This window comes from Caballeronia calidae (assembly GCF_900044055.2).
GTDB lineage: Bacteria > Pseudomonadota > Gammaproteobacteria > Burkholderiales > Burkholderiaceae > Caballeronia > Caballeronia calidae.
The window spans coordinates 125765-138037 of record NZ_FCOX02000002.1 but is presented as its reverse complement, the minus strand read 5'-3'; the positions used below and the strand labels follow the sequence as shown (position 1 = coordinate 138037).

12 protein-coding genes are annotated in these 12273 nt (G+C 61.5%); 6 read left to right on the top strand and 6 right to left on the bottom strand.

What is annotated here, in order from left to right; translation table 11 throughout:
* Positions 1-92: 92 nt before the first annotated feature.
* The 3 genes from AWB78_RS02840 to AWB78_RS02830 form a co-directional block, all read right to left on the bottom strand.
* The gene (locus tag AWB78_RS02840) at positions 93-2834 is read right to left on the bottom strand and encodes an MGH1-like glycoside hydrolase domain-containing protein (RefSeq protein WP_062602031.1); all 2742 of its coding nucleotides are present in this window, start codon (positions 2832-2834) and stop codon (positions 93-95) included.
* A 115-nt stretch (positions 2835-2949) separates the two neighbouring features.
* On the bottom strand, positions 2950-4362 hold the full coding sequence (locus AWB78_RS02835) for a cation:dicarboxylate symporter family transporter (protein WP_062602408.1): 1413 nt from the start codon (positions 4360-4362) through the stop codon (positions 2950-2952).
* A gap of 27 nt (positions 4363-4389) precedes the next feature.
* Complete coding sequence (locus AWB78_RS02830; RefSeq protein WP_062602029.1) at positions 4390-5760, bottom strand: class-II fumarase/aspartase family protein; 1371 nt, start codon at positions 5758-5760, stop codon at positions 4390-4392.
* 135 nt (positions 5761-5895) lie between these two features.
* On the opposite strand from AWB78_RS02830, the gene AWB78_RS02825 reads away from it, so the two are divergent.
* The 5 genes from AWB78_RS02825 to AWB78_RS02805 all read left to right on the top strand — a co-directional run bounded on the left by AWB78_RS02825 (position 5896) and on the right by AWB78_RS02805 (position 8669).
* Complete coding sequence (locus AWB78_RS02825; protein ID WP_062602026.1) at positions 5896-6627, top strand: GntR family transcriptional regulator; 732 nt, start codon at positions 5896-5898, stop codon at positions 6625-6627.
* An 83-nt stretch (positions 6628-6710) separates the two neighbouring features.
* Positions 6711-7244, top strand: coding sequence for a DUF4142 domain-containing protein (locus AWB78_RS02820; RefSeq protein ID WP_062602024.1), 534 nt, complete (start codon positions 6711-6713; stop codon positions 7242-7244).
* Complete coding sequence (locus AWB78_RS02815) at positions 7201-7551, top strand: cupredoxin domain-containing protein (protein WP_062602022.1); 351 nt, start codon at positions 7201-7203, stop codon at positions 7549-7551. The genes AWB78_RS02820 and AWB78_RS02815 overlap by 44 nt, the downstream gene beginning before the upstream one ends.
* A gap of 7 nt (positions 7552-7558) precedes the next feature.
* Positions 7559-8257: an RNA polymerase sigma factor gene (locus AWB78_RS02810; RefSeq protein ID WP_062602406.1), complete on the top strand. Its 699-nt coding sequence runs from the start codon at positions 7559-7561 to the stop codon at positions 8255-8257.
* A gap of 43 nt (positions 8258-8300) precedes the next feature.
* A complete protein-coding gene (locus tag AWB78_RS02805) occupies positions 8301-8669 on the top strand; it encodes a hypothetical protein (RefSeq protein ID WP_062602020.1) in 369 nt (122 codons plus the stop codon).
* Positions 8670-8677: 8 nt separating this feature from the next.
* Here AWB78_RS02805 and AWB78_RS02800 read toward each other — a convergent pair whose 3' ends face one another.
* The 3 genes from AWB78_RS02800 to AWB78_RS02790 are packed head-to-tail and all read right to left on the bottom strand — an operon-like array spanning position 8678 to position 11075.
* Positions 8678-9001 (bottom strand): non-heme iron oxygenase ferredoxin subunit, encoded by a 324-nt coding sequence (locus AWB78_RS02800; RefSeq protein ID WP_062602404.1) that lies wholly within the window; start codon positions 8999-9001, stop codon positions 8678-8680.
* An 11-nt stretch (positions 9002-9012) separates the two neighbouring features.
* On the bottom strand, positions 9013-10011 hold the full coding sequence (locus tag AWB78_RS02795) for a fatty acid desaturase (protein WP_062602018.1): 999 nt from the start codon (positions 10009-10011) through the stop codon (positions 9013-9015).
* Between the two features lie 23 nt (positions 10012-10034).
* Positions 10035-11075 (bottom strand): sugar ABC transporter substrate-binding protein, encoded by a 1041-nt coding sequence (locus AWB78_RS02790; protein ID WP_374729445.1) that lies wholly within the window; start codon positions 11073-11075, stop codon positions 10035-10037.
* Between the two features lie 149 nt (positions 11076-11224).
* Between AWB78_RS02790 and AWB78_RS02785 the strand changes: the two genes are divergently transcribed.
* Positions 11225-12256: a LacI family DNA-binding transcriptional regulator gene (locus AWB78_RS02785; RefSeq protein ID WP_232477592.1), complete on the top strand. Its 1032-nt coding sequence runs from the start codon at positions 11225-11227 to the stop codon at positions 12254-12256.
* Positions 12257-12273: the final 17 nt, after the last annotated feature.

Here is a 12273-nt window from a genome sequence, read left to right as displayed (position 1 = left end):
CCGACAATCCCAGTATAGGCGAGCGTTTGAAAGATTCGCGACACGTCCAACGCATGAAGCGGTCCGTTCAATCGCCGACGAGGGCAAACGCGCTAGCGCCCCATCGCCGCCGCAGCTTCCTCGTGCAATCGCACGCTCATCACCGGCGCTTCCGGGCCCACATGCGACAGCTTCATCAGACGTGGCTGCAATATCAGCGCAACGAGCCCGCTCCATCCCGTCTGATGCGAAGCGCCGACACCGCGTCCGTTGTCGCCATGAAAGTACTCGTGAAACAGGATCAGATCCTGCGAACGCGGGTCCGCCTGCAACATGGGATACGCGGCCATCACCGGACGCTTGCCGTCCGCATCCTTCATAAAGATGCGCGAGATGCGCCGCGAAAGATCGTCGGCGATCTCGCTCAGAGAATGCGTCTCGCCGGAACCCGTCGGATGTTCGACGCGAAACTCGTCGCCATAGTAGCGATGAAACTCGTACAACGATTCGATCAAAAGGTAATTGACCGGCATCCATATCGGTCCGCGCCAGTTCGAATTGCCGCCGAATACACGCGAGTCCGATTCCGCGGGCAAGTACTTGACGCAGACGTTCACGCCGTCGCGATCGAAGATATACGGCGCATGACAATGCACGCGGGACAGCGCTCGCACGCCGTAATCGGAAAGGAATTCGCTCGGATCGAGCGTGCGCCGCAAGAGTGATTTCATGCGATGTCCGCGCAACAGCGAAAGCAGCGTGGTATTGCCCTTGCCGGGTTCGGTCCAGCGCGACACGAGCTTCGCGAGATTCGGCCGATGATCGAGGAACCACACGAGCCGCTCGCGCAGTCCCGGCAGATCGCCGTACACGCGCTCTTCGAGCACATGCACCGCGAAGAGCGGTATCAGCCCGACGATCGACCGAATACGCATGGGCACGCGCGAGCCGTCCGGAAGATGCAGCACGTCATAGAAGAATTCGTCCTTGCCGTCCCATAAGCCGGTGTGGCAGCCTTCGCCGCAACTGACCGCTTCGGCGATATACAGAAAGTGCTCGAAGAACTTCACGCCGATCTCGACATACGACTCGTTCGTCATCGCGAGTTCGAGGCCGATCTGCATGAGGTCGAGCGCATACGAGGCCATCCACGCGGTGCCGTCGGCCTGATCGATGCGGCCGCCTGTGGGCAGCGGCTGCGATCGATCGAAGATGCCGATATTGTCGAGCCCGAGAAAACCGCCCTGAAAGATGTTGCGGTCGTCGGCGTCCTTGCGGTTGACCCACCACGCGAAGTTGAGCAGCAGCTTGTGAAACATGACTTCGAGAAAGGCGTGATCGCCGATGCCCGTCATCTCGCGATCGAGCTCGTACACGCGCCATGTCGCCCATGCATGAACGGGCGGGTTCGCATCGCCGAACGCCCATTCATAGGCAGGCAGTTGCCCGTTCGGATGCATGTAGCGCTCTTTAACGAGCAGCAGCAACTGCTTCTTCGCGAAGTCCGGATCGATCGTTGCAAACGCGACCGCATGAAACGCGAGGTCCCACGACGCATACCACGGATATTCCCACTTGTCCGGCATCGACACGATGTCGCCGTTGCACATATGGCGCCAGTCCGCATTGCGTCCGTGCCTGCGCCCTTTCGGCGGTGTGGGCTGGCCCGGATCGCCGTCATGCCAGCGCGTGACATCGAACTGGTAATACTGCTTCGTCCATAACATGCCGGCGAGCGCCTGGCGTTGGACGAGGCGCGCGTCGGCATCGTCGATATCGTGTTGCAGCGTCGCATAGAACTCGTCGGCTTCCGCTTCACGGCGCGCGAAAAGCTGTTCCATATCGAGCGGCGGATCATTCGAAACGGACGCGGGACGCCAGCGCAGATACATCACCGAGCGCTCATGCGGCGCGAGGTGCAGATTCACATGCGCGGCGACGCGCGTGCCGCGGTCTCGCCGGATAGCCTGTTCATCGCCTTCGACGAGATAGTCGTTGAAGCCGTCCTTGAATGGTCCCGCGCCTTCGATTCCGAAGATGCGACGAACGTTCGTTTCGTTCTCGCAGAAGATCCATTCAATAGGCGCGTGCGCTGAAGCCGTGACGAACATCGTGCCTTGCGACGGATTGTGCCCGACGACCCGTTGGCCTTCCTTCTCGTCCTGTTCCAGCACGAGCGACGGCTTGCCCCATTTGCTAGACCATGCCCACCGGTTGCGCGCCCACAACTGCGGCAGCACGTGCAGCGTCGCGGCTTCATCCGCGCGATTCTCGACCGTGACGCGCATCACGATATCGTCCGGCGCGTGCTTCGCATATTCGACGCAGACATCGAAGTAACGATCGTTATCGAACACGCCGGTGTCGAGCACTTCGTATTCAGGCAGCGCGGGGCCGCGCCGCCTGTTTTCGTCGAGGAGCTGCTGATACGGATACGCGTCGTGCGGATACTTGTACAGCATCTTCATGTACGAATGCGTCGGCGTGCCGTCGAGATAGAAGTACAGCTCCTTCACATCCTCGCCGTGATTGCCTTGCTCGTTCGTCAGCCCGAAGAGCCGTTCCTTGATGATCGGATCGCGCCCGTTCCACAGCGCCAGCGACACACACCAGTCGAGCGGATCGTTGCCGAAGCCGGCGATGCCGTCCTCGCCCCAGCGATACATGCGGCTACGCGCATGGTCGTGCGGAAAGTAGTCCCATGCGGTGCCGTACTCGCTGTAATCCTCGCGGACGGTGCCCCATTGACGTTCGCTCAGATACGGCCCCCAGCGGCGCCAGCGGTCGAGTTCGGGGCCGTGCAGGCGGGAGCCTTCCTTCGTTTGCAGCAGATGGATTGCGCGTAGCGGTGGCATGCGACCTCCGACCGGATGACCATCCAATAGCGTTCGATGCGCGGTGTTCCGATGATAAGCGAAGTTAAAAAAAAAGCGCGGCGATTGCCGCGCTGCAAAACTCATCGCCCCGGTTTCAGCGCGAGCCCGCGCTTCTGAGCGGAATGCCGTCCGGATGAGGATTCGCGTCGTTCATGTCTTCGGGCAGAAGATTGCCGTCGGCGAGCCGCTCGTCCGCTTCCGCGATCTCCGGATAACGCTCCGGATAGAGATGCCGTTCGCTCACCGCGGCATCGAAGGTGCGCGACCACTTCGCGATCACCACCGTCGCGAGGCTGTTGCCGATGGTGTTGCACGTCGCGATCGCCATCGACATGAAGCGATACACGCCGAAGATGAGCGCGAGGCCTTCGACCGGAAGGATGCCCGTCGACGTGACCGTCGCCGCGAACACCACGAACGATCCGCCCGACACGGTGGCCGCGCCTTTCGACGTCAGCAGCATCAGCAACAGAATGCCGATCTGATGATCGATCGTGATCGGCACGCCGTAGGCATGCGCGATGAACATCACGCCCATCGACATGAAGATCGACGTGCCGTCGAGGTTGAACGCATAGCCGGTCGGCAACACGAGCCCCACGGTCTGCTTCGCGCAGCCCAGTCTCTCGAGCTTGATCAGAAGACGCGGCAAGGCGCTTTCCGATGAAGCCGTGCCGAGCACGATGAAAATCTCGTCCTTGATGTAGCGCAGGAAGCGCCACAGGCTGAAGCCCGCGAGCTTCGCGATGATGCCCATCACCACGACGATGAACAGCACGACCACCGCATAGAAGCTCAGAACGAGCTGCGCGAGCGCGATCAGCACCGCCGTGCCGTTGCTTCCCACCGAATAGGCGACCGCCCCGAACGTGCCGAGCGGCGCGAGCTTCATCACGAGATTGATGAACGAGAACAGCACTTCGGAAATGAGATCGAGCCCTTCGTTGATGCGCACGCGGCGGCGCTCGGGAATCGCGAGAATGCCGATGCCGACCATGACCGCGAGCACGACCACCTGCAGCAACTCGCCCCTGGCGAACGCGCCGATGAAGTTGTCCGGCACGATATGCATGACGAACTCGGTGAAGCCTTGCGGCGCGGCCTTGGCGGCTGTCGCGGGCACGGCGCCGACCGTGACGGACGTCATCGCCTTGCCGGTCTGCAGCAGATTGCCCGCGAGCAGGCCGACAGCGAGCGCGATCGTCGATACGACTTCGAAATAGACGATCGATCTCCAGCCGACGCGCCCCGCGCTTTTCACATCGCCCGCCGAAGCGATGCCATGCACGATCGTGAGAAACACGAGCGGCGCGACGCCGGCCTTGATGAGCGCGAGAAAGATATCGCCGAGCACCTTCAGTTGCGCGCCGAATTTCGGAAAGACGAGACCGACGGCAATGCCGATCACGAGCGACAGCAGCACCTGCATGCCGAGCTTGCGATACCACGGCAGCTTCTTCGGCGGTGCGACGGTCGTGTCGTCGTGTGATGCGCTTTCGTTATGCATCGCATGCTCCTCCATGACTTTCGGTAATCAGATCTCGTTCGACAACGCGATGGCCCGATCGACCATCTGCGGCGCGAGGCCGAGGTAGTTCGCGGGATCGGTCATGCGGTCGATCGCGGCGCGGTCGAAGTGCTTCGTCACTTCGGGCAATGCCGCGAGTGCTTCGGCGAGCGTGCCGCCTGCTTCGTTCACGGTGCGGCATGCGTCGTACACGATGTCGTGCGCCTGCTGGCGCCCGGTGTACGGCGCCATGCCCATCATCACGGCTTCCGCGACGATCAGACCCTTGCTGATGCCGAGGTTGTGCTTCATGCGCGCTTCATCGACGATGAGACCGCCCAGTGCAAACTTCGCCTGATGCAACGCGCCCGACGTGAGAATGAAGCTCTCCGGAATCGCGATCCATTCCGCGTGCCACGGGCCGGTGGCGCGCTCGAAGTCCTGGATCATCGCGTCGACCATGAGGCCCGCGTGCTGACGTACCGCTTTCGCCGCGGCCAGCATCAGTTCGCTCGAAATCGGATTGCGCTTCTGCGGCATGGTGCTGCTCGCGCCGCGTCCCTTCACGAAGGGCTCGTACACTTCCGCGAATTCGGTCGACGCCATGATCATGATGTCGATGGCGATCTTGCCCAGCGAACCCGTGACGAGCGCGAGCAGGTTGACCGCTTCCGCGAATCCGTCGCGCGCGACATGCCAGGTCGTCGCGGGCACGCCGAGCTTCAGCTCTTCGGCGAGCGCCTTCTGCACCGCGAAGCCCTTGTCGCCGAGCGATGCCAGCGTTCCCGCCGCGCCCGCGAACTCGACGACGGCCACGCGCTCACGCATCTGCGCGACGCGTTCCTGATGACGATCGAACATCGCGAGCCAGATCGCGACCTTGTAGCCGAACGTCACGGGCAGCGCCTGCTGCAAGTGCGTGCGGCCGGCCATCGGCGTATCGCGATGCTTCTTCGCCAGATCCGCGAGAATCGCCCGCAGTTCGCGAATATCGCCGTCGATCGAATCGAGCGCATCGCGCACTTGCAGCGCGACGGCGGTGTCCATGATGTCCTGAGTCGTCGCGCCCCAATGAACATAACGTCCGGCATCGCCGCACATCGCGACCATCTGATGCACGAGCGGCAGAATCGGATAGCCGACGATGTCCGTTTCCTCGCGCATATGGTCGAAGTCGATGCGCTCGATGCTCGATTCGCGCGCGATCACGTCAGCCGCCTCTGCCGGAATGACGCCCGTGCGCGCCTCGGCCTTCGCGAGCGCCACTTCGACATCGATATAACGCTGCACCAGCGCGCGATCCGAGAACACGGCGCGCATTTTCGCGGTGCCGAACGCATCGCGGAACAGCACGGAATCGAACACGGTGCTGGCCAGGGGAGAAACGGAACTCGTCATGACGACCTCTTTCGGAAGCAAATTTGATTGGAGCGGGACAGTAAATATGTCCGGACATATGCAGATTAATATGTTCGAACATATCGGGCAAGCTATGATTTACCCTGACCACCGAAAACGACCATCCACGCAGCAATGAACAGACCGCATTTCGCCGACATCGCCCGCGAACTGACCGAGGGAATCGCGTCGGGCCGCTTTCCCGTCGGCTCCTATCTGCCCACCGAACTCGAATTGCGCGACCACTATCAGACGAGCCGTCACACCGTGCGCGCCGCGCTGCACGAGTTGCAGCAACTCGGGCTCGTGTCGCGGCGCAAGAATGCGGGCACGCGCGTCGAGTCCATGCAGCCGCGCAATGATTTCCGTCCCTCGCTCGCGTCCGTCGACGATCTCGTGCAGTTCGGTTCCGAGCATTTGCGTCTCGTGCAGTCGACGCAGCAGATCGTTGCATCGGCAAAGCTCGCGAAGACCTTGCGATGCGCGCAGGGCGCGCCGTGGCTGCGCGTATCGAGCTTGCGTATCGATGGCGACAAGGACAGCCCGCCGGTCGGCTGGACGGACGTGTATATCGATCCGGAATACGAGGACGTCGCCGAGGCCGCGAAGGAGAACCCCGATACGCTCATCAGTTCGCTGATCGAGGCGCGTTATGGCCGCTGCATCGATGAGATTCAGCAGGACGTGCGGGCCATTACCGTGACGGCGGAGATGGCGAAGCGCCTGCGCGTGGAAGCGGGCACGGCGGCGCTGGAGATCGTGCGCCGCTATATCGATGCAACCGGCGCGACCTTCGAGGTGTCGGTCACGGTGCATCCGGCCGAGCGCTTTTCGGTGTCGATGCGCCTCAAGCGCTCGCAAGGCTGAGCGCCGCGCAAGCACGCCGGGAACGCAGGCTTTCGACGTGACATCCAAGCCGGTATCCATGACCCGATACCGGGAGACGTCACATGAAACTCATCCACACCGCATTGGCGGCGATGCTTGCATGTGCAAGCATCGCGCCTTACGCGCAAAATGCCGGGCCCACCGATCCGCAGATTGCGGCCATCGTCGTGACGGCCAATCAGGTCGATATCGATGCGGGAAAGCTCGCGGAATCGAAGACAAAATCGAAGGACGTGAAGGCGTTCGCGCAGCAGATGGTCACGGATCATAGCGGCGTCAACAAGGCCGCGACGGCTCTCGTGAAGAAGCTCAACGTGACGCCCGAAGACAACCCGACGAGCCAGAGCCTGAAGCAGGGCGGCGACGCGAATCTCGCGAAGCTGAAGACGCTTTCGGATGGGAGCTTCGACAAGTCGTATATCGATCACGAGGTCGCCTATCATGAAAGCGTGCTCGATGCGCTCGACAAGACCTTGATTCCGAGCGCGAAGAACGAAGAATTGAAGGCGTTGCTCGTGAAGGTGCGGCCTGCATTCGTCGCGCATCTGGAACATGCGCGGCACGTTCAGGCTGAACTGGGAAAGAGCGGTGCGTGACCGGGGCTTGCTTTTCCTGCTGGCGGGCGCGCTGTCGATGCCTGCAGAGGCAATGGCCGCGACCTATGTCGTCGTGATCGAACAGATGCGCTTCGAGCCGCCCGCGCTGACGGTGACGCGTGGCGATCGCGTCGTATGGGTCAACAAGGACTTGTTTCCCCATACCGCGACCGCCGACAAGAAGTCGTTCGATTCGCATGACATTTCGCCGGATGCGTCGTGGAGTTATGTCGCGCGCGATGCGGGAAGTTATGCGTATTCGTGCACGCTGCATCCGACGATGCACGCGATCCTGAACGTTCGATGAGGTGACGATGAGCGAGCCCGCGCAAACCACCCCAGCCAACGCATTCGATGACGATCTGAGCATTGCACGCCGCGTCGTCGCGGGAGATCGCAGCGCGTTCGAATTGCTGATGCGTCGGCATAACCGGCGTCTTTATCGCCTGGCGCGCGCGACCTTGCGCAACGACGCCGAAGCCGAGGATGCGCTGCAGGATGCCTATTTGCACGCGTATAAATCGATGAGCCAGTTCCGCGGGGATTCGCAGCTTTTCACGTGGCTTTCGCGGCTCGTGCTGAACGAGTGTTTCGCGCGCCTGCGGCGATCGGCGCGACGTCAGAACGTGATTCCGATCGTGGACGCGCCCGACTACATCGAACATGCCGATGCAATGACCACGCACGACGATGATGCCCCTGACGAGGCACTCGCGCGCTCGCAAGTTCGCGCGCTGCTCGAACGCAAGCTGGATGAGTTGCCCGAGCTCTTTCGCATGGTGTTCGTGCTGCGCTCGATCGAAGAGATGAGCGTCGAGGAGACCGCGCAGTGTTTGAACATCCCCGAGGCGACGGTGCGCAGCCGGCATTTTCGCGCGCGCAGCTTGTTGCGTGAATCGCTGGCACAGGAGTTCGATCTCGCCGAACGCGACGTGTTCGAATTCGGCGGCGCACAGTGCGATCGGGTCGTGGCGAGCGTACTATCGAAGGTATCCGAAAGCGGCGGGGCATAACGCTGTCATGCGTGTTCCGCCGTGTATCGGGAGGAGGGAAGCCATGAATAACGATAGCGCGGTAGCTCGACTCACGTCTTGCGCGATGGCTGGAATAGTCCTGTTGGCCGGCGTGTCGAGCGTTGAGGCAAGGACGATCAAGATCGTATCCGGCACATATGGCGCGAACTGCGGCGCCGTGAGCGGCAATGCGACGCGCGATCTGACGCGCCAATGCGACGGCCGCGACACATGCGAGTACGTGCCGGACCGAAAGCGCATCAGCGACGCCACGCGCGTCTGCAAAAAGAACCTGCAAGCCGACTGGCGCTGCACGGACAGCGAATTCCATACCGCGATGCTGAGCCCCGAGGCCGGCACGAACAGCACACTCGTGCTGAGTTGCATCGAGCAGAAAGGGCCGGGGCATTGACCCTTTCGCTATGCCGCTTCCAGCCCGATGAATATCCGACCGCCTTCGGTCTTCACCGGATGTGTGACGAGATGCACGCATACCGGCGCGCCTTGTGCCTTGCCGCTCGGGATATCGAAGCGGCCCATGTGCATCGGGCATTCTATGATCTCGCCGAACACGAAGCCATCGGCGAGGCGCGCAGTTTCATGCGTGCAGAAGCCCGCGGTTGCGTAAAAGCCAGTCGGCGTGTGATACACCGCGTAGACCTTGCCTTCATGCTCGAACTCGCGCACGTCTTCTTCGTCGATGTCATCGCACGCGCAAACCGGATGCCATTGCAGAACGTTCATCTCGTGCTCCTTCATGCGACCGCGTTGCCGCGCTTGCCTGCCGGCAGATCGCGTACGACGACGAACTCGGGATCGCGCCGCTGCTTCGCGAAGATCGTCAGTATTTCGCGCCACGCGGGCCATAGTCCCGCATAAGGCGTCGGCATCTGTTCTGCGACGGTCGCGTGGAACTTCGGCAATGCATGAAACGGCACGCTCGGAAACATGTGATGCTCGATGTGATAGTTCATGTTCCAGTACAGAAAGCGCACGACCGGATTGAGCTTCACCGTGCGGCTCGACACGCGATGATCGAGCACGTTCTCCTTCAGGCCCGTGTGCTGCGTAAGGGCACACAACTCATGCAGCCAGGTGCCGTAAGCGCGCGGCAGGAACAGGAACATCACCGGCAGCCAGCTTTGCGCAAGGATCGCCCACACGAAGATCGCGACATAGCACGCCAGCAGCACGCGCGAATGGACGCACATCTTCCTGTATTCGGCTTCAGGCACGACTTCCTTCGCGCCCTTCGTGATAACACCGAAGCTATGCAGAAAGATTGCGCCGAGGAACTGGATGCCATGCGAAACACGCACGAAGTCCGTGATCAGTTTGATATAGCTGTGCGGACGCTTGAATGCGAGTTCCGGATCCTTATAAGGCGCGGCCGTGATATGCGTGAAGGTGTGATGCTTCGCATGCAGCCAGCGGCTATAGACCTGTTCGCGCCACGACATGAAGCAGATGATCCAGTACGCGGCCTCGTTCATCCAGCGCGTCTTGAACGCGGTGCCGTGGCCCAGTTCGTGCGCGGCGGCTTCGCTGAACGCGAACACCGTGCCGTAGAGCAGAAACGCGGGAATCATCCAGACGGTGCCGAGCGAGAACCACGCAAGCACGCCCGTAGCGACGACGAGCGCGAGAAAGCCGCCCACCTGCACGAGGCCGCGCGCATCGGTACGCGTGGAAAGCTCCTTGAGCGCCTTGCGATCGATGTCGACGCGATGCCACGAATTCATGTCGATGTTCATTGGTTACTCCGCCGCGATGCTGATTATCGGTAGGAGCCGGCATACTTCTGCACCGGCGCGAGATTGTCCTTCGTGACGAAGCTCGGCCCCGAGCTGACCGTCGATCCTGTATAGACCGGCTTCAGGTCGTACTTGGCGAGCCGCGCGGCGACCTTCTTGTCGTCCTTCAATGCCGCGACGATGCGCGCCGGGTCCGTCGTCTTGTCGCGAATCGAAATGGCCATCGCGGCGACCGAAAGATAACCTTGCAGATACGGCTGCTGATCTATTGCGAACGCAATCTTTCCGGCCTGAATCGCCTTGAGGATGTCGGGCGAAAGATCGAAGGTCACCACATAGATCTTGCCCGTCATGCCCGCGTCGTTGATGCCGCGCAGCACGCCGCTCGCCTGATCCGGCCCGAGCGCGAGCACTGCCTGCGTGTCGGGATGCGAACGCAGGTACGCCGCGACCTTGCTTTGAATCACGGTGGGATCTTCGCCGCTATCCATCGTCGATTTCTTGTAATCCGCGCCGATCGCATCGGCGAAACCCTTGCAACGGTCCCATAAGGCCTGAATGTCCGCGCCGTGATTCACGCACAGGAAGTTATGGATGCCCGCCGCTTTCGCGCGCTCGCCGGCGGCTTTGCCCGCATCGTATTCGGGCTGGCCGATATGCATGATCGCGCCGAGCTTCATGCCGAGTTCGGGGCCGCCGTTGATCGTCACGAGCGGAATGTGCTTGGCCTTCACGCCGGTCAGACCCTTCTGGATCATCTCGTAGTTCGGCACCGTGGTGATCACGCCGGCATAGTTGCGCGCGGAAGCCTGTTCGAGGATGCGGACCATGTCGCCCGTATCGCCCGAGGGCGGGTTGCGGTAATCGACGGGCACGTTGAAGTCTTCGCTCGCGTCGCGCATGCCGTTTTTCACGGTGTTCCACCAGACGTTCGAGTCCGATCCATGACTGACCATCACGAAGCGTTCGTCCGCCGATGCCGTCGATGAAGCCGCGAAGCCTGAAACGAGCGCGATGGCCGCGAAGAGCGCGGACACGCGATGAGCGATACGAAAGCGATTCATGTTCATGGGGTTTGTCTCCTGAATCCTTGTTGATCGAAGCACGGCCGTTTCTTTTGCGCCTTTATTCGCATTCGATGGCTAGAATTTAGTTGATCGACTTTCCGCTCTCAAACGGTTTCTTGAGGACTTTTCCTCAAAAGGACGGCCCGGTGAACAATCGACGAAAGCCGACGATGGAAGACGTGGCCAAAGCCTCGGGCGTCAGCTATTCGACCGTCGAGCGCGTGCTGAACGGGCGCGGCGGCGTGGCGCGCGAAAAGGAATCGCGCGTTCTGGAAGCGGCGCGCAAGCTCAAGATCGACCGCGCGCTCGATGAAGTATCGGTGCGCTGGCTGCGTATCGCGATCCTTACGCAGAAGCCGGTCTCGCCTTATTACATCGCGCTGCGGCAGGGCTTCGAGCTCGCGCAAAAGTCGTTCGAGATGCATCGCGTGGTGTGTCATCTGACCTTCTTCGATGACCTCGAGCCGAAGTCGCTCGCCACAGTGATCAATCGCGCGTCGCAGAAGGCCGATGGGATGATCGTGGTCGCTTATGAGCATCCCGTCGTCGTCGATGCGGTGTCGCGCATCGCGCGCCGCATTCCCGTCGTCACGCTCGCGAGCGATTTGCCTGATACGGGACGCACGGCGTATGTCGGCATCGACAATCGCTGCGCGGGCCGCATCGCCGGTGAATTGATGGGCCGCTTTCTCGGCGATCAGGGCGGCGAAGTGATGGTGATCGCGGGACTGCGCACGTTTCTCGGTCACGAGGAACGTGACGGCGCGTTTCGCTCGGTGCTGCGCCGCCGCTTTCCCGCGTGCGAAGTCGTGGCGACCGTGGAGAGCCGCGAGGACGCGGATTCAACCGAACGTCTCACGCGCGACGCGTTCAGGAAGCATTCCGCGTTGCGCGGCATCTACAACATTTCGGTCGGCGATGAAGGCATCGCGCGCGCGTTGAGGGCGATGAAAAGAGAACATTCGACGGTGCTGATCGGCCATGAACTCACGGACATCAGCCGCTCGCTTCTCGTCGAAGGCGTGATGGATGCGGTGCTCGATCAAAGCCCGTTCGTCGAAGCGGTGCGCGCGGTCGAGGTCATACTCGGGCACTACAACCGTGGGGCGTCGTCGGGGCTGCCGCTGCAAACACCGATATCCATCTATCTTCAGGAGAATCTGCCGCCCGCCGCATGAAGCATCAATTCACCTCG